The sequence below is a fragment of the Streptomyces sp. NPDC107517 genome, from assembly GCF_055582645.1.
In genome coordinates this window covers 197,106-217,205 of record NZ_JBVJPM010000001.1, presented here as the reverse complement: position 1 = coordinate 217,205, position 20,100 = coordinate 197,106, and the positions used below count along the sequence as shown (strand labels likewise).

General features: G+C 70.3%; 13 protein-coding genes. 3 read left to right on the top strand and 10 right to left on the bottom strand.

Annotation, left to right across the window (positions count from 1 at the left end; genetic code table 11):
- Nucleotides 1-4: 4 nt before the first annotated feature.
- Nucleotides 5-2,239 (bottom strand): HAMP domain-containing protein, encoded by a 2,235-nt coding sequence (locus tag ACZ67T_RS00920; protein WP_469981344.1) that lies wholly within the window; start codon nt 2,237-2,239, stop codon nt 5-7.
- 235 nt (nt 2,240-2,474) lie between these two features.
- Nucleotides 2,475-3,692, bottom strand: a complete 1,218-nt coding sequence (locus tag ACZ67T_RS00915; RefSeq protein WP_469980757.1) for a CapA family protein — start codon at nt 3,690-3,692, stop codon at nt 2,475-2,477.
- A gap of 20 nt (nt 3,693-3,712) precedes the next feature.
- Here ACZ67T_RS00915 and ACZ67T_RS00910 point away from each other — a divergent pair, with 20 nt between their 5' ends.
- Together ACZ67T_RS00910 and ACZ67T_RS00905 are read left to right on the top strand one after the other, a co-directional pair.
- Nucleotides 3,713-4,687: a hypothetical protein gene (locus ACZ67T_RS00910; RefSeq protein ID WP_469980755.1), complete on the top strand. Its 975-nt coding sequence runs from the start codon at nt 3,713-3,715 to the stop codon at nt 4,685-4,687.
- A complete protein-coding gene (locus ACZ67T_RS00905) occupies nt 4,684-5,043 on the top strand; it encodes a PIN domain-containing protein (protein WP_469980754.1) in 360 nt (119 codons plus the stop codon). The genes ACZ67T_RS00910 and ACZ67T_RS00905 overlap by 4 nt, the downstream gene beginning before the upstream one ends.
- Before the next feature lie 25 nt (nt 5,044-5,068).
- On the opposite strand, the gene ACZ67T_RS00900 is transcribed toward ACZ67T_RS00905, so the two are convergent.
- The 5 genes from ACZ67T_RS00900 to ACZ67T_RS00880 are packed head-to-tail and all read right to left on the bottom strand — an operon-like array spanning nt 5,069 to nt 13,481.
- Nucleotides 5,069-6,337 (bottom strand): phosphodiester glycosidase family protein, encoded by a 1,269-nt coding sequence (locus tag ACZ67T_RS00900; RefSeq protein ID WP_469980753.1) that lies wholly within the window; start codon nt 6,335-6,337, stop codon nt 5,069-5,071.
- A 20-nt stretch (nt 6,338-6,357) separates the two neighbouring features.
- Nucleotides 6,358-7,089, bottom strand: a complete 732-nt coding sequence (locus ACZ67T_RS00895; RefSeq protein ID WP_469980752.1) for a hypothetical protein — start codon at nt 7,087-7,089, stop codon at nt 6,358-6,360.
- Nucleotides 7,086-7,847: a rhamnogalacturonan acetylesterase gene (locus tag ACZ67T_RS00890; RefSeq protein ID WP_469980751.1), complete on the bottom strand. Its 762-nt coding sequence runs from the start codon at nt 7,845-7,847 to the stop codon at nt 7,086-7,088. The genes ACZ67T_RS00895 and ACZ67T_RS00890 overlap by 4 nt, the downstream gene beginning before the upstream one ends.
- 25 nt (nt 7,848-7,872) lie before the next feature.
- A complete protein-coding gene (locus tag ACZ67T_RS00885) occupies nt 7,873-12,276 on the bottom strand; it encodes a glycosyltransferase (RefSeq protein ID WP_469980750.1) in 4,404 nt (1,467 codons plus the stop codon).
- Nucleotides 12,273-13,481: a CDP-alcohol phosphatidyltransferase family protein gene (locus tag ACZ67T_RS00880; protein WP_469980749.1), complete on the bottom strand. Its 1,209-nt coding sequence runs from the start codon at nt 13,479-13,481 to the stop codon at nt 12,273-12,275. Before ACZ67T_RS00880 ends, ACZ67T_RS00885 begins: the two co-directional genes overlap by 4 nt.
- 567 nt (nt 13,482-14,048) lie before the next feature.
- On the opposite strand from ACZ67T_RS00880, the gene ACZ67T_RS00875 reads away from it, so the two are divergent.
- Nucleotides 14,049-15,146, top strand: coding sequence for an LCP family protein (locus ACZ67T_RS00875; RefSeq protein WP_469980748.1), 1,098 nt, complete (start codon nt 14,049-14,051; stop codon nt 15,144-15,146).
- Between the two features lie 68 nt (nt 15,147-15,214).
- Here the strand turns inward: ACZ67T_RS00875 and ACZ67T_RS00870 are convergent, their stop codons facing one another.
- The 3 genes from ACZ67T_RS00870 to dxs all read right to left on the bottom strand — a co-directional run bounded on the left by ACZ67T_RS00870 (nt 15,215) and on the right by dxs (nt 20,021).
- The gene (locus ACZ67T_RS00870) at nt 15,215-16,330 is read right to left on the bottom strand and encodes a PLL family lectin (RefSeq protein ID WP_469980747.1); all 1,116 of its coding nucleotides are present in this window, start codon (nt 16,328-16,330) and stop codon (nt 15,215-15,217) included.
- A 123-nt stretch (nt 16,331-16,453) separates the two neighbouring features.
- Entirely contained in the window at nt 16,454-17,947 is a 1,494-nt protein-coding gene (locus tag ACZ67T_RS00865) for an amino acid permease (protein WP_469980746.1), read from the bottom strand.
- Between the two features lie 148 nt (nt 17,948-18,095).
- On the bottom strand, nt 18,096-20,021 hold the full coding sequence (gene dxs, locus ACZ67T_RS00860) for a 1-deoxy-D-xylulose-5-phosphate synthase (protein ID WP_469980744.1): 1,926 nt from the start codon (nt 20,019-20,021) through the stop codon (nt 18,096-18,098).
- Between the last annotated feature and the right edge of the window lie 79 nt (nt 20,022-20,100).

Sequence of the window (20,100 nt, the reverse complement as noted above, 5' to 3'; positions counted from 1 at the left end):
GGTTCTAGTTCCTTCCGGCTCCGGCGGGCGTGCGGGCACCGCCGTCGCGTTTGCGCTGCTGGCTCTGGGCCTGCTGCCTGATCAGCTCCAGGCTGCGGGCGACGGCACCGACCTCGTCGTGGTGGCGTGGGAACAGGACGGTCTTACGGTCACCGTCAGCGAGCGACTCGGCCTGCCGGGCCAGGTCGCGCAGGGGCCGTACGACGACGATGTGCAGCCAGCCCAGGCAGGCGGCCGCCGCGGTGATCCCGAGCAGACCGGCCAGGACCGTGCGGTTCTGGAGGCTGTACTCGGGGATGGCGAGGCCCGATGCGGGCTGCCAGCTGACGACGCTCCAGCCGAGCGACTTGGCCGCGCCGCCGCCGACGAAGGGGGCGGCCGCGGCGATCTGGATGTCGCCGCCGTCACGGAACAGGACCCCGCTGGGGCGCGGGCTCATGCCGACCTTCTGATTGGTGCCGTCGGCGAGCTCGTCGAGGCGGTTGCCGGGCAATTTGTGGAAGGGGAGATAGCCGGTGTTGCCGCCGATGACGCGCCGCTCTGCGTCGACGACCCGGACGTCGCCGAGCCCGGGGCGCTTGAGCAGTGAGTTGAGGAAGTCGATACGGAACTCGCCGACCACGGCGGCACCCTGACGACCGGGCAGTTCGGCGGTGCCCACGATGACCGGCTTCTTGCCCTGGTCGTCCAGGACGCGGATGGGCTGCGCCGAGGGGCCTTCGCCCTTCTCGTTGTGCGGGCCGTGCCCGGACCTGGCGAGGACGTTGCCCCGGGCGTCGAGGACATAGAGGGACTCGTAGCGCTCGTGTTCGTTCATGGTGGCTGCGAGCACCTCGGTCATCTGCGAGGGCTTGGTGCGGTCACCGATGAGGGAGGCGACCGACATCAGGTCGGCGTGCCCCTCGTTGAGTGCGCGGCGCACCCGGTCGGACAGGGTGTCGGTGCGTTCGCGCTGGTCGTTGACCATCTGCTGGGGTACGACGACGGTGTCGCCGGCGCGGTTGAGCATGAGCAGCAGGGGGCCCGACCAGACGAGCAGCAGGACCCCGGCGACCGCGAGGAGCGCGCGGGCGCCGAAGCGGCGGCGGGCCGGCGCAGCAGGCTGCGGGAGTTCGCCGAGCAGCTGGCGGCGCAGGCGTTCCAGGGCCGCGCCGATCCTGGCGGCCTCGCCGCGCCGGGGCACTGCGACGGGCCGGGCGAGGTCGCCGCGGGTGATGCGGCGGCTCTCCAGGAACAGCCTGATCAGTGGGCGTTGCACGGTGCCGAGCAGCAGCGCGACGGTGAGCCCGCCGATGAGCAGCAGGGCGGCCGCGGCCGCCAGGCCGAACATCGGGCTGGCGGTGACCGTCGGGTCCTCGGCGACCTTGACCATGGCGACGACGGTCAGACCGAGGCCGGTGGCGACCGTGGACTCGCCGGGTTGCGGCGACGCGAGCGTGGCGTAACCGGCGACGGACCGCTCGCCCAGGTAGCGGTCGCCGCTGAGGCTGCCGCTGACGCCGAGGAAGCCGCCGGAGCCGGGCTCCTTGGACTTGACCGGGTGCTGTTCCGCCTTGTCGGCGGCGCTCTTCGCGAAGGCCTTCAGCTGCCGGTTGGACTCCTTGACCTCGGCGCGCTGAAGGTCGGTGAGCACCTGCTCGGGCTCGGGGATGCCGTCACTGCTGAGGATCGTGCCGGCCTGGTCGATGACGGCGATGGAGCGGAACTCGCCGAGGCTGATGCCGGGGAACTTCAGACTGTTGGAGGCGACGAGCAGCTGCTGCGGCCGGCCCTTCCAGTTCAGGAGCGCGAAGGAGAGCAGGCGCGTCTCGCCGTTCTGGAGGCGCACCATGCGCGGGGCGAGGCCGTTGTCGTCGGAGAGCTTGGCGCGGTCGATCGCGGTCAGCGGCACGTTCTCGCCGCGAGCGGCGAGGAGTTTGCCGGACTTGATCTCGACGACGGCGGTGCCCATCCACTTCTGGTAGACGTTGCCGATCTTGTCGAGGACGGCGTCGGCCGACACCGGATCGCCAGCGCTGAACAGCGCGGCCGTCCTGGTGAGGTCGGTGACGCCCTCGTCGACGGAGGCGCGCAGGGCGATGGCCCCGTCCTCGGCGAAGTGCTGCTGCGAGGTGCGGACGGCCTCCGGTACGCGGTCGTGTCCGGCGCGGCCGAGGGTGAGGGCGGTGATGCCCGCGAGGGCGAGGAGCAGAACCGACAGCACTGCGATGGGCGGACGAATGCCGCCGAGCAGGGACATGTCGGCCCGTCGGCGGACCTTGTGCCGCCGCTTCGGGTGCGAAGCGGCCAACGGAGGGCTCCTCTCTGGAACGTGGGGGCGCGTCCGGACACGCGAAAGTCACTCCGCGGCCGTGGGGGTTGCGCGCACCGGAACGCACAGGAGTGCGATCCGGAAACATCTGACCCACATCGAAGTCAAAGGGTTGTACTGGTGAGAAAAAAGGTGAGAAGCGTCGCTTTGACGAGACGAGGTCCTACTCGGGCAGCGGCTCCAGCGGGGCGAGTCCGTCCTTGGCCGCACCGCGGTTGAGCATCGTGCCCTCCGTGCGCTCGAAGGCCAGGCGGTAGCGGGCGCGCTGCTGCTCGCTCAGCTTCGCGCCACCGTCACCCCGGTCGTCCCGCAGGGCCGCCGCGATGTCCACGAGCCGATGGTCCTCGACCGCACCCTTGGGGAGATTGCCCGACTCGTCCGGGTCTGGCGGGATCTGCGTGAACGTCGGCACGTACTTCGCCTGTACGTCCCACTTCCCGGCCCTCTTGGTGAATTCGAACCAGCCGATGACGCCCTCCTCGGTCAGGCCGGTCGGCACGTCGTGGCGGGCGATCTGGTTGCCGAGCCCGTAGGCGATCCAGGTGCCGTCGACCTTCTCCATGGGCTGCACCACGTGCGCGTGGTGGCCGATGATCAGGTCGATGCCGGTCTCGCGCGCCAGCCTGCGGCCCAGCTGGAGCTGGGAGCGGCTGGGGTTCGGCTGGTTCTCACGGCCCCAGTGGATGCTGAGGATCACCACGTCGGCGCCGGCGGCGCGGGCCCGCTTCTCGGCGGCGGCGATGTTCTTGAAGTCGATCTGGTTGACCAGCCAGGGCTTGTCCGCCGGAATCTCGTTGCCGTTGAACCCGAAGGCGTACGAGAGCTGGGCGACCTTGACGCCCTTGACGTCCATGATGAGCGGCTTGGCCGCCTCGGCGGCGCTGCGTGCCGAACCGGTGTGCTTCAGGCCCGCCCGGTCGAGGACGTTCAGCGTGTTCTGCACACCGGCGACGCCATGGTCGAGGGTGTGGTTGGAGGCGCTGGAGCAGGTGTCGTAACCGACGTGCTTGATGGTGGTGGCGATCTGCGGCGGCACCAGGAACGCGGGGTAGCTCTCGAACGGCCCCTCCGGCTTGCCCGCGACCGGCTCGAAGTGGCAGATGGCCAGGTCGGCCTTGCTGATGACGGGCTTGACCCCGGCCAGCATCGGGTCGAAGTCGAGGCCCTTCTCGCCCCGACCGGTCACCTTGGCGTCCTTGCGCGCCTGTTCGGTGAGCTGCGGGTGGATGAGGATGTCTCCGGCCGCCGCGACGGTGAACGAGGGGCCGTCCGCGGCCGCCTTGCCGTCGTCCGAGCCGAAGGGGCCGCAGGCCGCGGTTCCCGTGAGCAGCACGGACAGGGCTATGCCGGACCACGACCGGCGGGAGGGGCGTCTATTCACCGGGCTATCTTTATACAAGTATGAGGACGAACAGGACGAAGACGGTAACGATTGCAACAACGCTGCTGATCGCAGCGGTCGTCGCGACCGCGCTCGTGGTCGGGATCACGCACCGGGACGAGCCCGCGGACAGCGGCGGCCCCGGCGCACGGCCCGGCGGCCGGACGGGCGTCGACCTGTTGACCCGGATCACGGACTACACCGCGCGCTTCACACCCGAAACCGGCTACCGGCCCCCGACACGCAGTGAGCGGCGCACGGCCGCGAGCGGCCTCCGGCTGCTGCTCACCGGCCACGCGGACCAGGCAGAGGAGCGCCTGTCCGGCATCGACCTCTCGCTGGACACCCTCACGGACAGCTCCACCGGGCGTAGGTACGCGGAGATCGCCGACCGCACCGAGCAGGGCCGCGCGCCTCGCGGCTGGGGGCGCGTGTACGTGGAGACCGGCTCCCCCGCACGCTGGTCCGTGCAGGTCCCGCACCCGGTCGCCGACCGCAACACCGAGCGGCTCGCGGTGGGCGTCCTGCGCGGCGGCCACGGCGGCGTCCTCGTGATTGCGGGCGCACATCGCAAAGCCGGCACGGGTGACGCGGCGGACGTCGCGCACCGCCGGGACAGCGTCTTCGACGCGTTCTGCGACGAGCTCGTGGAGCACAAGATCCCCGGACTCCAGATCCATGGCTTCGCCGACGACTCGGCGCCCGGTCGCGACGTGATCGCGTCGACGGGGCGGGGCCGGGAGGGCCGCGCCGACGGCCGGCTGCTCGCCGACGAACTGCGTGCGCGGGACTTCGACGTGTGCCGCGCCTGGGTACGCTCCTGTCCGCTCGAAGGGCACACCAATGTGCAGGGCACGAAGGCGGCCGCCGAACATGTGCCGTTCCTGCACGTCGAGTTCGCCCATGCGCTGCGTACGGACGCCTCGCGCACGGAGCGCGCCGTGCAGGCGATGCGGCGGGTCACCGCCGCGTGGGAGAAGGGCGGGACCTCATGACCGTGCTCCTGATCGTCGACGGCGCCAATGTCGTCGGTTCGGTCCCCGACGGCTGGTGGCGCGACCGACGGGGCGCGGCCGAACGCCTGCGGGACAGTCTGGTGACGTACGCCGAGCGCGAGGGCGTCGACATCGTGCTCGTCGTGGAGGGCGCGGCGCGCGGCGTGGAGCCGGTGCCGGGGGTGCGGGTCGAGTCGGCGGCCGGGAGCGGGGACGACCACATCGTGGAGCTGGTCGCCGCGGCCGAAAGGCCGTGCACCGTGGTGACCGCCGACCGTGAACTGCGGCGCCGCGTGGGTGAGTTGGGCGCCGCGTGTGTGGGGCCGCGGACGGTGCACGGGGGCGGGCGGGAGTAGCCCCGGGCGCCCGCGCGAGCGCCCCTCAACGCTCGGGGACGATCACGATCGCGTTCGACACCTTTCGCTCGCCCGGGCCCGAACCATGGCCCCCCGACGGGCGGTTGCGCACCTGGCCGTCCACGACGGCCGTGCTGGAGCCGCCGCCGTCCAGGTTCACCGCGTCGACGGCACCCAGGGAGACCATGATCCTCGCCGCCTCCGCGAACGTCGCGCCGACGCTTTTGCCGGGCCACCGGCCGTCGAGAACGACGAGCAGGAGCGTGCCGTCCGGCGTCACCCCGGCGACGGTCCGCGGATGCCGGGTGGTGAGCGCCGAGGCCGGATAGCCGTTGGCCCGCGCGTTGATCCACACGTGTCCGCCGCGGACCAGGGCGGGCCCCGCCCCGATGAACGAGACACCACGGCCGCCCACGACGCCGCCCCGCGGATCCGTGACCCGGTTCGTCACCTTCAGGGAGTGCCCCACCCGCGCGTGGTCCCGCAGCCACCGGGCCGCTCCGCCCGTGCCGACGAGAGTGCGCCCGCCGGCCGGAATCGCGCCGCCCGCCGGGGAACGCAGCCGGGTGACCGTGCCGTGCGCGTCCAGGACCGCCTCCGTACTGCAGGGTCCGGCGACGGGGGACGACGGGCCCCACTGCGGACGGAATTCGATCAACTCCGATTCGTCGACGCAGAGTTCGCCGTGCCGAGGTGCCGTCTCCGGCCGGTCAGTGCCCGCGAGCACGTCGCCGCTCACCCCGCCGCACCCGAGGATCCGTCCGGGCCTGCGATCGATCCCGTCCACGGTCCTGCGGGCGCCGTCCGACGAGAGCACCGAGGTCGCGGAGCGCAGCTCGGTCACGCGCGGCCGCCCCCCGCCGAGGACGAGGGCGGTGCTCCCGTTCGCGGCCTCGCTCAAAAGGCGTCCGTCCGTCCCGTAGATGCCGAGCGGATCGCCTTCGTAGCCGCCATGGTGCTCACCGGTGTGGACGTCGAAGAAGCTGCCGTTGACGGCGGCCGCGGCGCCCGCGCCGGCCGCCAGTTGACGCACGGTGGACGTTCCGGCGAGTGTCCTGCCGTGCACGGCGGTGACCGTTGCACGGGCATCGGGCGCGACCGAGAGGACGTGCACGCGTACGGGCTCGCCGTCGGCCAGGGTGCGGGTCGACCGCTGGTAGGTGACACCGCGCGGCAGCCCGGCCTGCCGCGCGGCGGCCGTCGGCGGGCCCGCGCCGTCCGTCCGGTCTCCCGCGGGCGCTCCGCACCCGGCCAGTGTCATCGCCAGCGCGACGACGGCCGTTCGCCGTCTCATGCCGCCACCCCCTTCGCCGCTCACCCCTGGAGGGGCAGCGCACCGGGTGAACCGGCCAGGTCCCCCATGAACAGAGTGACTTCGGACCACACGACGTGTCCCCCGGCCGCTTCGAAGGAGCAGGCGAAGTGGTCGTATCCCTGGTAGGTGGGATCCGACCGGTAGGTCACGCTGCCGTCGGGGGCGCAGGTGACCACTCCGTACCGGGCGCAGGTGGCACCGGTCAGTCGCAGCCCCTGCACCGGGCTGAAGCCGGCGGGAACGGTGACCCGCGCGCCGGGGCGGAGCATCACGCTGCGGCCGGGAAGCCAGGCCCGGCGGACCCGGAAGCCGCCCTCGGACACCGCGGAGGACGAGATCAGCTTGTCGCCCTCGTTCAGCATCACGCCGACGCTGACGCGCGGCAGGACGACCGCGCCTTCGGGGGCGTCGTCGCGGATGCGCAGCGTGGAGATGACGGTGCGGGGCTCGGTTCCGGTGCTGTACGTCGCGTAGCGGCCGTTCTTGGCGAGATGGGCGAAGCCCTTGTGCGCGGGCATGACGGCGGCCGTGCCGAGCAGGTCGTCCATGAGGTAGCCGTAGGTGCGGTAGGCCCCGCCGGTCGGCTGGACGGTGACGGCGAGCTGCACCTCCTGGCCGGGGACGAGGGGGACGGACGGGTCGGCGTCGGCGGCGAGTTCGAGCCGGCCGCCGTACTCGGCGTGGCGGGGGTGAGCGACCCAGGCCTGCGCCAGCGGGAACCAGGTGCTCACGCGGCCACCGCCCGCTCCGCCGTGACCTGTTCGAAGGTGTGGTCGTCGGGCCACTCGAGGCAGTCCTCGGGGAGGTACTGGACGTCCAGGTTGCGGAAGCGGTCCGGGGGCAGCAGGCCGGTCACGCGCATCGTGTCGGCGACGTGGCGGGCGCATTCGAGGGCGCCCGCCGGTCTCAGGTGGGCGTTGTCCTCGATGCCTTCGGGGTAGTTCGGGTGCTCACCCGGTTCCAGGTGGAGAAAGGCCCGCCGGGTGCCCTCGGGTCCGGCCTGACGCCACCAGTCGGTGGTCCAGCGGTGGAGGTCGACGAGCGGGACGGTCAGCGCGGCGGCGAGCTCGCGCACGGCCTCCGGGTAGAGGCCGGACGGGTGCCGCATGTTGCCGTGGGCGTCGAAGGAGCGCCGGTCGTGGCTGGTGACGAGCACCGGGTGGGCGCCGCGGTCGCGCGCCCCGTGGACGTACTGGCGCAGGTACCACTGGAAGTCGGTGAACGGGGCGGTGTGGCGGCCCGGCTCCGGCTTGCGGTCGATGAGGCCGAACGAGATCAGGAGCAGGTCGCCGGGGGCGAGTCTCTGCAGGATCCAGGCGAGCCGTCCGCGTTCCAGGAAGCTGCGCGAACTGGCCCCGGCACGTGCCGCGTTGACGACCTCCGCACCCTGCAGGAATACCGGCAGCGCCTGCCCCCAGCCGGCCATCGGGGCCATGCTGCAGGGGCGGACGGCGACCGTCGAGTCGCCAGCGAGGAAAACGCGTGTCATCGGTTGTGCTCCGTCCGCTCTCGCGTCATACGGCCCCCACCACGCCGGGGTCCATGGTCTCGATCACGTCGTAGGCGCGCTCGCAGTTGAACGTGTCTCGCAGCACGAAGAAGTCCTCGGCCCGCTTGCGGTACTCGGGTTCGACCTCGAAGCCCCGCTCGATGGATCCGATGATCTCGTTCACGGCATGGTCGACGGTGCCGCACGTGGGCCCGAAACCGTCCCTGGCCAGGTCGAAGTAGCCGCGCTTGTAGTGCTTGCTGTAGAAGGCCTCGTCGTCGAAGTTCGTGTAGACGATGGGCTTGGCCATGTAGGCCACGTCGAAGAAGACCGACGAGTAGTCCGTGACGAGCATGGAGCACTCGCGCATCGCCAGCTGTACGTCGCGGCCCGTGGTGGACACGGTGATCGACGGGTGGTCGATGCGGAAGTGCTTGAGGTACGGCCGGATCTCGTAGTGCGGCATGAACTCCAGTTCCACGTTGTAGAACTGAAGGGCGTTCAGCAGCCGCTCGTCGCGGAGCAACGACGAGAAGAAGCGGTAGTACTCGGACGCGGCGAAGGGGATCTCGGGCTTGGCGGCCTTGTTGTAGGACGGGGCCACGATGTCGCGGCGCCAGGTCGGCATGACGAGGATCCGCCGCAGTCCCGGTACCGGTTCGAGCGCGTCGAAGCGGGGCAGGCCGGTGGCGGCGACGCGGTCGTAGCCGTAGCCGCAGTGCTCCGCGTAGTAGGCGCGCTCGCTGCGTCCGGTAGTGAGGACCATGTCGACGTTGGTGACCTGCGCGTGGATCGACGGCGCCACGTCGTTGTAGACGACGCCGTGCTGCAGGAACACCCGCTTGTAGCGCAGCAGATCGCCGTATCCGCGCAGGAACGCCCGCTTGGACAGACCGGGGAAGCCGAGGTAGGCCTCCAGGTCGTACGCGTTGATGAGGCGCGAGGCATGCAGCAGGTGGACGCGGTACTTCCAGGAGAGGCGGTCGATGACCTGTCCGAGGTGGTCGATCTTCTCCCGGTCCGCGGCGTCGCCGTTGATGGCGTAGTACACCTTGCGCTTGGGCTCGTACTGCCGGATCCATTTGAACAGGTGGTACGAGTTGTCCTGCGCGGTGTCCTCACGCTCGCCGATGATCCAGATGTCCTTGCGGTGCAGCCAGGGGTGAGTGAGCCAGTACAGGAGCCGGGTGCGCCAGCCGGGCCTGCCGGGCAGGGCGGCCCTGAACTCCCGGCCGAAGCGCCTGAGCTTGTGGGTGGCCCGGCGCACAAGGCCCGCGATCCGGCGCAGCGTGATCTGCTCGTCGTCGTCGATGCCGAGCAGGAGCGTGGCGCGGCGCACGGGGTGGACACCCTTGAAGCGGTGCAGCATCTGGCGTGCTTCGACGGGGATGTCGAGGTGCCGGTCGCCGTCGTGGACGCGGACGGTCAGGGTGAGGTCACGGTTGCTGATGCCCTTGAAGTCGTCCGGGCGCAGGACGGCCCGCCAGCCGGAGTACCAGTCCTGCTCCTTGCGGGTGCGCCAGCGGTCACGGCGGTAGACCTGCTCGACGCGGACGGTGCGCTCGGTGCGGCCGTCGCCGAGGACGAGCTGGATGCGGTTGTCGAACTCGTGCGAGATGTCGGTGCCGGACAGGACGAACAGGCCCTGGAGGACGATCTGTTCGCGCTCCGTCTCGAAGGTCTCGAGGACGGCCTTCTGCCGGTCCACGCGCAGCAGCGAGGTCGGGACGTTGTCGACGGTGAGCCTGCGGTGCAGGCCCTGGTCGTCGATGTGCAGATGGGGCAGGTACTCGGGCTTGGCATGCGGGTCGCAGAACAGCGCGAAGTTCCCGGTCCGCACGGCGTGGTGCTGCAGGCGTGACATGGGGACGACCGCGTACTGCAGGATCAGGTCGTCCGGTATCTGCGCGTAGACGTCGCACAGGGCCGGGAAGATCGCGCTGATCTCCGCGCGGCTCATGATGCGGTGGATGTTGCGCAGGTACGGCTGCATGGTGCGTACGACGAAGCGCTGTGCGAGGCGCGTGGTGCGCGGGTTGAGCGTGGCGGTGCGCCTCAGGACGTGTCCGCACAGGCGGATCAGCTCCTGGGTCTTCACCGAGTCGTTCCAGGGCAGGTCGAACAGCGAGTCCTGCTGTTCCTGGTCGCGCTCGTAGAAGGTGGCCGTGGGCGCGATCGCGATGCGGCGCGCGTGCAGAAGGGCGGGCACGGCCATCCAGGCGTCCTCGTAGCCGGGTCCCTGGCCACAGCGCAGCCGCTGCTCGCGCAGCAGCCTGGTGCTGAGGAGCTTGGCCCCCAGGTCCGTGGAGAAGACGAGGTAGGGGGCGTCGTCGAGGCGTGCCACCTGGTCCGCGCCCTTGGCGAAGTACCGCTTCCACGGCTGGTCGGTGCCGCGCCGGGGGCCAGGGAAGTTGTCCTGGTCTCCGATGACGACGTCGGCCTTGGCCGAGCGGGCGGTGCGCAGGAGGCGCCCGAGGCTGTCCTCGCCGAGGATGTCGCGGGCGCGCGCGAACATCACGTAGGGCGCGCTCACGTACTGCAGCCCGTTGTCGAAGGCGACGCGCATGCCCATGGGCACCTGTGTGACGACCGAGACGTTCGGGTAGTAGGCCGCGAAGGCGGCGAGCCGGCCGGGGGTGCTGTCGCCCGATCCGTCGTCCACCAGGATCACCTGGGTCCGGGTGAAATCGGCCTGGGCTGCAAGGGAGTTGAGGAACTCGTACAGGTTGTACTCGTCGTTGTGGCAGTGCACGACGAGCGAGAGGGAGTACCGCTTCGGGGGTGCGGCCGGCTCCGGGGCGTTACTGCCGGCCCACCACAGCCAGGGCGTCCCGCGCGGGTCGAGGTCGGCCTGCTGCTCGCTGGTCTCGGGGCGCAGCGCGAGGTTGCCGCTGACGGTTTCGTAGATCTCGTACGTCTCACCGTCGCCGCGGTAGCGCTCCTGGCCCACGTCGACGCCGCGCACGCAGACGGTCGTGGTGGCGCGCTGTCCGGCGTGCCGGATCTGGACGAAGAGGTTCCAGGTGGCGCCGCTGCCGGACTCGCCGACGGTCTCGTCGAGGTCCACCGTGGTGTGGTAGCGGATGTACTCGTCGTCGACCTCGACGCCGCTGACCGCGAAGGTGTGGTCGGTCTTGGGGCTGCGGCGGCGCAGGACCGCGGTCAGTTCGAGCTTGTCCTTGGGGCCGATCCGGCCGAACTGGTTGCGGATGTAGCCCGTGACGTGGAGTTCGCCGTCCCGGATCTCGGCTCGCGTGGCCTGGTTGAACAGACGGGCGTCGGAGAGGGTCTGTCCGGTGAGGTCGAGGTCGGTCACGTCGAGGAAGCGCTCGGCCTGCGGCCGGCCGAGCAGCGAGCCCGACCAGTAGACCTTCTCGTCGCGCTCCACCAGGTCGGAGCTGAGCACGCTGCGCCGTTGGGTGTAGTCGGAGGCCGAGAGCGCCACGTCGACCCTGTCGTGCATGAGCCCGAAGGCCCGCACGCGTTCCAGGGGGCCGCACAGGTCGTACGCCTCCGGGGCGAACGACCGCAGATAGGGAGCGACGAACTGCACGAAGCCCTGGCGGTAGCCGTCGTCGCCGGTACGCAGTTCGGGCGTGTAGAGCCGCAGGTCGTGCGAGAGGAACTTGGCGGCCTTGTGGGCCATCAGCTCGTGCGCGCCGTTCTGCGCGAGGAAGGCGTCGGCCCACTGGTGCACGAGGACGCGGTCGCGGATGCTGCGCAGTTCGCCGCGCCGGTTGGTGATCGACGGCGCGTCCGTCTCACGCTCCCAGATCCAGCGGTAGACGGGGGCCGCGAGGAGAGTGATGGAGCGGGCGCAGTAGCCGGCAACGGTGGAGAAGTACGTGTCCTCGAAGTACACGCTCTCCGGGAACCGGATGCCGTTGTCGAGCAGGAAGTCGAGGCGGTACAGCTTCGCCGCGGCGATCGGGTCGTCGAACAGCTCGGGCATGGCCCTGAGCCCGCCGGCGACGGTGCGGTCGGTGCCGTAGAGCTGGGGCTGCCAGACGGTGATCTCGTCCTTGGCGAGGTTCACGCGCAGGGCGCGGCCCGCGGTGATGTCGGCGCCGGTGGTCAGGGCGGAGGCGAGGAGGACTTCGCAGGCCTTGTGGGGCAGTTCGTCGTCGGCGTCGAGGAACATCACGAACTGGCCGCTCGCGGCCTCGATGCCGTTGTTGCGGGGCGCGCCGACACCGCCGCTGTTCTGCGGGCGGGCGATGACGCGCACCCGGGGGTCGCGCAGGGCGTACTGCTGGGCGACGGCGAGGGTGCCGTCGGTGGAGGCGTCGTCGACGACGACGACCTCCACGCGCTGGTGGGTCTGGCCGAGTGCGGAGCGCAGGGCGCGGTCGAGTGTGGCGCTCGCGTTGTACGCGCCCACGACCACGGTGACCGTGTACGCGGTCGGTTCGACGTGCTGGTAGTTCATCGCGAGCGCCCCTCGGCCTCCATCCAGGTGTCGTCGGTCCGCTGCACCGGGATGGGCCGCGTGACCGTGTGGGGCGCATGCGGGGTGGCCCGGCCGGCAGCGGCGTACGGGTCATGGCTCTGGTACGGCTCATGGCTCTGGTACTGCGGCTGCGGATAGGGCTGGAAGCCCGGGTCCTCGTACGGCTCAGGGGTGGGGAACCGTTCCTCCATAGCGGCCTCGGGCGGCGCCGCGGGGACGCGCCCTCGGTGGCGGCCGGCGAACAGGTGGTCGGCGACGGTGCCGGCCGTGGACGGCGTGGGCGCCAACTCCTCCATGACCCGGGTGAAGTCCCGGGTGGACAGCCAGAACTTGTACATGATCACGAGCTCGAAGAGGCCGAGCAGTGCGGCGGAGACGGCCGTGGTCCACAGGATCTGCCCGATCAGCGGTCCCACGATGAAGATGAACATCTGGAACTCGATGCCGCTGATCAGGTGCGGCCTGACACGGCTGCGCAGGAGCGCCTGGCGCACCCGGGTGTACCAGGGGAAGCGCCCCCGGAACTGGGCGTGCAGGTCGACGACTTCACCCGTTCCGGAGTGCTGCTTCAGCACCTCGGCCTCGACGCCGGGGTTCTCCCGGAGCAGGTCCTCCATGAAGACGACCTTGGACTCGGCCTCGGACTCCTGCGCCGCCCGGGCCTGCGCCTCGGCCGCCTTCCGCTCCGCCGTCACCTTCTCGATCTTCGTACGCATGGACATGCGCATCTTGTAGATCTGCAGGGCGTCGACATAGCGCAGCATGTCGAGGAAGACCACGACGAGCGCCGCGAGCAGGTAGTAGGCCTCGTGCGTGCGCAGGTACTGGCCGCCCATCAGGGCGAGGGCACAGAACAGCACGCGGATGCGGTCGAAGACGTAGTCGAGCCAGCCGCCGAAGACGGAGCCGTTGCCCTTGAGGCGAGCGAGTTTGCCGTCGATGCAGTCGAGGATGAAGCTCACGTGGTAGAGGGCGGCTCCGATGATGAGCGAGGTCTGGTCACCGCGCAGGAAGAGCCACGCCGAGCCGAGGCCGACGAAGAGCGCGGCCCAGGTGACGCGGTTCGGGGTGACCCAGCGGAAGCGGGCCAGCCAGCACAGCATCCGCGTCGCCACGGGGTCGACCAAGAGCACTGTCCACCAGGCGTCACGCTTCTTGCACGTGAGCTTCTGAACAGCTCTCAAGGACAGCTTTCTCATTGACCCTCAGCCTCGACCCGACTGAGGCTCGACACCTCAGAGTCTTCACGTGTAGTTCACACCACTTTCGGTTGCCGTTCTAAACGGGAACCGGCGCGAGGGATCCTTGCTCTTTCAATAAAGACTCGTCAAGCGAAAACCCAAAAGCCTCTAAACATGGACCTATTGAGACAGTCGATCGAGGCGAATAACGGACAAACTAATCACTTCTGTGATATCTGCCCGATAAAGCGACGTCAAACGATCTTCACAAATGTGTGCGTGACATGGACCACTCCGTGGCGCGTACAACCTTCACAACCGTCAGGACGTCCGCGAGGCCGGAGAACTGACGGTGACCAGGACGTGATAGCGCGCCGAATTCTGTCTATAGTGCTCCGATATCCGGCCGACCTTCGCACGCCAGTACGCCCGCCGGGCGTACCGGGACGCGTTGCCCCCTCTCGCGCCGGCCGCACGACGAGGCCTTGCGGCCCCGGCGATCCCCCACGGACCCTCCGCCGTTCCGCGTGCGACCACCAGACGGCCGCGTCCCGGAGGATTGCGATCACTATGAGTCATGCCACCGCCACGCACAGCCGACGGCGCCCGCAGGGGCGGCGGGGCCGTCCGGCGAAGCCGCCGCGCTCCCGCGGGAGCCGCGTCCGGCGCATCATCCTGTGGACCCTGGTGGTGCTCGTCCTGGCCGCCGGCGGCACCGGCTACTGGCTCTACAGCAGCCTCAACGGCAATCTCCACGGCGTCGACCTGGACGAAACACTCGGCAAGAATCGCCCCGAGAAGCTGCCCACGTCCGGCCAGAACATCCTGGTCCTCGGCTCGGACTCGCGCGCGGGAGCCAACGCGGACCTGGGCACCGGCAAGGTCGCCGGCGCGCGCTCCGACACCGCCCTTGTGATGCACATACCGGAGGGCCGCACGCAGGCCACCGCGGTGAGCATCCCGCGCGACACCCTGGTCACCCGGCCCGAGTGCACCAAGTCGGACGGCTCCACCATCCCGGCGGCCAAGCGCGTGATGTTCAACTCCGTGTACTCGCTGGCCGGTCCGGCCTGTGTGGTCAAGACCGTCGAGCAGATGTCCGGCGTGCGCATGGACCACTTCATGGAGATCGACTTCTCGGGCTTCAAGGGGCTCGTGGACGCGATAGGCGGCGTCACCGTCACCGTCGACAAGCCGATCCACGACACGTCCAGCGGTCTGGATCTGAGCGCGGGCACCCACAAGCTCGACGGCACCCAGTCCCTCGCGTTCGTGCGGACGCGGCACGGCGTCGGCGACGGCAGCGACCTCGGCCGCATCGGGCTCCAACAGCAGTTCATGATCGCCCTGTTGGGCGAGATCAAGAAGCAGGACCTGCTGGGCAGCCCCACGAAGACCTACAAGATCGCCAACAGTCTCACCTCGTCGCTCACCACCGACGCCGAGCTGGCCTCCCTCAAGTCGCTCGCCGACTTCGGACGCAGCATGAACGGCGTCGACCCGGCGACCATGGAAACGATCATGCTGCCCGTGCGGTACGACACCGCGGACCCGAACCGCGTGGTGCCCGCCGAACCGCAGGCGAGCACCCTGTGGAAGGCCGTCCGCACCGGGTCCGAGATCCCCGAGTCCGCCAAGAAGTCACCCGCGCACGGGACTTCGCAGTGAGCGGGGCGCGGGTCCGTGCGCGGGCCCGCGCCGCTTTCTGCGAGGCCCGCGCCGGGTGGCGGCGGACGTCAGATCCGGTACCAGTCGCCGAGGGCCAGGCCCTGGCCCTCGGTCTGGTGGGAGATCCACAGGGCGCCGCTCTCGTCGACCGCTGCGAGGGTCACCCTGCCGTACGCGTCGACCGCGAGGCCGGGGCCGCCGACGCAGCGCCGCCCGGTCTCGGACCACCACACGCCGTTCGCCTCGGACTCGTTGACGAACGCGGAGAGCATGATCGCGCCGGTCGCGCCACGGTGCGAGAGGACCGTGCAGTCGTAGCCGTCGATGAACGTGCGGACGGCGGCGAGCTGGGTGTCGTCGGTCGCGGAGCCGAGCGCGACCGGCCAGTTGGCGGGGCGCTGGGCAACGATGTCGCCCGTGGGGTCGGACCAGTAGAACGAGACGCGCTCCCTGGCCGTCTCCAGGCCGACGGCGCTGCCCGCGACGGGCACTTGGGGAATGTCCTGGCCGCGCAGCAGCTGCCCGCCCGCCTCCGCCTGGTACCAGTGCAGCGCCGACCCGCGGGCGGGCGCGAGGAGTTCGATGCGGCCCGACGCGGTGACGGCGGGGGCGAGTCCGTGGACGGCCTGCTCACCGCCGAGGTCCTCCCACGGCTGCCACTTGCCACCCGCACCCTCGCGCCGCAGATGCACGCCGCCGACGCCGTTGCGGACGAAGACGTGGACCGTGCCGGAGGCGTCGGCCACCCCGGACGGACGGCCGAACTTGCGTGCAGCCTCGGGGTCCTTGTACGGGTTGCCGAGGCCGCGCCACTCCGAGAGCGGGCGGCCGGTCTGGTACTGGATGGCGTGCACGATATCGACGGTGACCGTGCCGTCGGCGCGGCGCCTGGCGCGCCTGCCGAGGAGATGGACGTAGCCGTCCGCGCCCTGGGTGAGCGACATGAACCGCACGTGCGGGGCGGCGAAAAACTCGGGGCCCGTCCAGCGCGTGGCTCCCGGCCGGTCCTGTGTCCAGCGCTGGACACCGCCGGCCACGGGCAGATAGGCCGTCAGCCGCCCGTCCTTGCCGAGGAAGAGCCACCGCCCGGTCTCGACGCCGACCGGTTCCAGGTACTCACCGGGCCGGCCTTCGGGCGCCTGTGCTCCCCTGGCGCTCGCCGTGCTCGCAGACCTCATCGGCATGACGGGATGCCACCCTCCCTCAGAACTCCGGCCCGGCTTGGCGCACGGATCCTGAAATTTACTATCATAGTCGTGCCGCTGTCGACAGAGGGGCATCCCGTCACACTCGCCCCGCCGGGCGGTTCACGCCCTCTCGCCCACCTCCTCGCTCCGCCCCAGCCGGCTGTGCGAGCGCCCGTACACGAAGTAGACGATGAAGCCGAGCGCCATCCAGACGGCGAAGCGGAGCCAGGTCTCCGCGGGCAGGTTCAGCATCAGCCACAGGGACGCGAGCACCGACAGGATCGGGATGAGCGGCACCAGGGGGGTGCGGAAGGCACGGGGCAGGTCGGGGCGGGTGCGGCGCAGGATGATGACGCCGAGCGCGACGACGACGAAGGCGAAGAGCGTGCCGATGTTCACCAGCTCCGCGAGCTCGCTGAGGCTGGTGAACCCGGCCAGGATCGCGATGATCACGCCGAGCAGGATGGTCGGCCGGTACGGGGTCTTGAACCTCGGGTGGACGACGGAGAAGAAGCGCGGCAGCAGCCCGTCGCGGCTCATCGCGAAGAACACCCGGGTCTGGCCGAGCAGGAGGATCAGGCAGACCGTCGTCAGGCCGACCGCGGCGCCGAAGCTGATGACACCCGCGTACCAGGGGTGCCCGGTCGCCTTGAAGGCGTCCGCGAGGGGGGCGTCGATGGACAGTTCGCTGTACTTCTGCATCCCCGTGACGACGATCGACACGGCCACGTAGAGCGTGGTGCAGATGATCAGGGAGCCGATGATGCCGCGCGGCATGTCCCGCTGCGGGTTCTTCGTCTCCTCGGCCGCGGTGGCGACGACGTCGAAGCCGATGAAGGCGAAGAAGACGACGGAGGCGGCGGTGAAGATGCCCATGACGCCGAAGTCGGTGGGCGTGTAGCCGAACATCAGCTGGATGAGCGGGGACTGGATGCTGCTGCCCGCCTCCTGCGGCTGCGCCTCGGGGATGAAGGGCTTGTAGTTGTCGGCCGTGACGAAGAAGGCCCCCGCGATGATCACGATGAGGACGACCGCCACCTTGATGGCGACGACGACCGTGGTGACGCGGGCGGAGAGCTTCATCCCGAGGACGAGGATGACGGTGAGCACCAGGACCAGGGCGGCGGCGAGGATGTCGAAGCCGAACCCGGTGGCCCCGTCCCGCCCGCTCAGCGACTCGGGCAGATGCCAGCCCGCGTTGTCCAACAGCGAACGCACATAGCCGGACCAGCCGACGGCGACCACCGCCGTGCCGAGCGCGAATTCGAGCACCAGGTCCCAGCCGATGATCCAGGCGGGGAGTTCACCGAGCGACGCGTACGAGAAGGTGTAGGCGGATCCGGCGACCGGGACGGTGGAGGCGAACTCCGCGTAGCACAGCGCGGCCAGGCCGCAGACGACGCCGGCCACGATGAACGCCAGCGCCACCGAGGGGCCCGCGTTCTCCTTGGCGACTTTGCCGGTGAGGACGAAGATGCCGGTGCCGATGATGACACCGACCCCGAACACGGTGAGGTCCAGAGCGGACAGCGACTTCTTGAGTGCGTGCTCCGGCTCCTCAGTGTCCAAGATCGACTGTTCGACCTTCTTCGTCCTGAAGAGGGTGCTGCTCACGGGCGTACCTCCCACGCATTGTCGTCCTCGACATGATCGAGGGGGCTTCCGCTGCGTATGCCTCGGCACGGACGCGTTCACGCGAATGGGCCGGTCCCACCACCCTTGCGTGGTGGTGGGACCGGCCCATGGAGCAGCCTCTGGAAGGTCAGTCTCGCGCGGGCTCCACGGCGTCCGCGGCCGTGGCGCGCTCGAAGCGGCCGTCCAGCTTGGCGACCAGACCGGTGACCTGACGCGCGATGTCGGGGGCCGTGAGGCCGATCTCGGCCATGACCTCCTTGCGCGAGGCGTGGTCGAGGAAGCGCGGCGGGATGCCGAAGTCGCGCAGCGGTACGTCGACGCCCGCGTCGCGCAGGGCCTGCGCGATCGCCGAACCGACGCCTCCCACACGGGAGTTGTCCTCGACGGTGACGACGACGCGGTGCTGCTCGGCGAGCGGCGCGAGCGCCTCGTCGACCGGCTTGACCCAGCGCGGGTCGACGACGGTCGTGGTGATGCCCTGCTTGTCGAGGAGGCCGGCGATCTCCAGGCACATCGGGGCGAGCGCCCCGACGGAGACGAGGAGCACGTCCGGCTTGGCGGCCGACGCCCTGCGCAGCACGTCCATGGCGCCGACCTTGCCGACGGCCGGGACCGCGGGCCCGACGACGCCCTTCGAGTAGCGGACGACGGTCGGCGCGTCGTCGACGTCGACGGCCTCGCGCAGCTGGGCGCGCAACTGCTCGGCGTCGCGCGGGGCGGCCAGGCGCAGGCCGGGGACGACCTGGAGCATGGACATGTCCCACATGCCGTTGTGCGAGGCGCCGTCGTCGCCCGTGACGCCGGCCCGGTCCAGGACGAAGGTGACGCCGCACTTGTGCAGCGCGACGTCCATGAGGACCTGGTCGAAGGCGCGGTTGAGGAACGTCGCGTAGACCGCGAAGACCGGGTGCACCCCGCCGGTGGCGAGGCCCGCGGCCGAGGTGGCGGCGTGCTGCTCGGCGATGCCGACGTCGTAGATGCGGTCGGGGAAGGCGTCGGCGAACTTCTTCAGGCCGACGGGCTGGAGCATCGCGGCGGTGATCGCGACGATGTCCTCGCGGTCGTGGCCGAGCTTGACCATCTCGTCGCCGAAGACGGACGTCCAGCTGGCGGCCGAGGCCTTGATGGGCAGGCCGGTGTCCGGGTGGATCGGGCCGATGCCGTGGAAGCGGTCGGCCTCGTCCTGCTCGGCGGGCTTGTAGCCGCGGCCCTTCTCGGTGAGGCAGTGCACGATGACGGGTCCGCCGAACCGCTTGGCGCGGGCCAGGGCCGACTCCAGGGCCTCGATGTCGTGGCCGTCGATGGGGCCGACGTACTTCAGGCCGAGGTCCTCGAACATGCCCTGCGGGGCGATGAAGTCCTTGAGGCCCTTCTTGGCGCCGTGCAGGGTCTCGTAGAGCGGGCGGCCGACGACCGGAGTGCGCTCCAGGAGGTCCTTGCCGCGGGCCAGGAACCGCTCGTAGCCGTCCGTGGTGCGCAGGGTGGCCAGGTGGTTGGCGAGGCCGCCGATGGTGGGGGCGTACGAGCGCTCGTTGTCGTTGACGACGATCACGAGGGGGCGGTCCTTGGCGGCCGCGATGTTGTTCAGGGCCTCCCAGGCCATGCCGCCCGTGAGGGCCCCGTCGCCGATCACGGCGACGACGTGGTCGTCCTTGCCGCGCACCTCGTTCGCCTTGGCGAGGCCGTCGGCCCAGCCGAGGACCGTGGAGGCGTGCGAGTTCTCGATCACGTCGTGGTCGGACTCGGCTCGCGAGGGGTAGCCGGACAGGCCGCCCTTGGTGCGCAGCTTGGCGAAGTCCTGCCGGCCGGTGAGCAGCTTGTGCACGTAGGACTGGTGACCGGTGTCGAAGAGCACCCGGTCCTTCGGCGAGTCGAAGACGCGGTGCAGCGCGATGGTGAGCTCGACGACGCCGAGGTTGGGGCCGAGGTGGCCGCCGGTCTTGGATACCGCGTCGACGAGGAAGGTCCGGATCTCGCCGGCCAGCTGGTCCAGCTGTTCCAGGCTGAGCCGGTCCAGATCGCGCGGTCCCGTGATGCGGGTCAGCAGCGGCACCCGTGCCTCCTTGCGATAGAGCTGATCGAGCTTTTGCCGGGCCTGTCGAGTCTAATGTTCCGCCTAGGCGCGCGGCGCC

What these genes read in the sequence shown, in the direction of transcription:
- ACZ67T_RS00900 (WP_469980753.1), bottom strand. Translation starts at nt 6,337, where the DNA reads ATGAGACGGCGAACGGCCGTCGTCGCGCTGGCGATGACACTGGCCGGG.
- ACZ67T_RS00890 (WP_469980751.1), bottom strand. Translation starts at nt 7,847, where the DNA reads ATGACACGCGTTTTCCTCGCTGGCGACTCGACGGTCGCCGTCCGCCCC.
- ACZ67T_RS00905 (WP_469980754.1), top strand. Translation starts at nt 4,684, where the DNA reads ATGACCGTGCTCCTGATCGTCGACGGCGCCAATGTCGTCGGTTCGGTC.
- ACZ67T_RS00910 (WP_469980755.1), top strand. Translation starts at nt 3,713, where the DNA reads ATGAGGACGAACAGGACGAAGACGGTAACGATTGCAACAACGCTGCTG.
- ACZ67T_RS00875 (WP_469980748.1), top strand. Translation starts at nt 14,049, where the DNA reads ATGAGTCATGCCACCGCCACGCACAGCCGACGGCGCCCGCAGGGGCGG.
- ACZ67T_RS00870 (WP_469980747.1), bottom strand. Translation starts at nt 16,330, where the DNA reads ATGCCGATGAGGTCTGCGAGCACGGCGAGCGCCAGGGGAGCACAGGCG.
- ACZ67T_RS00885 (WP_469980750.1), bottom strand. Translation starts at nt 12,276, where the DNA reads ATGAACTACCAGCACGTCGAACCGACCGCGTACACGGTCACCGTGGTC.
- ACZ67T_RS00920 (WP_469981344.1), bottom strand. Translation starts at nt 2,239, where the DNA reads ATGTCCCTGCTCGGCGGCATTCGTCCGCCCATCGCAGTGCTGTCGGTT.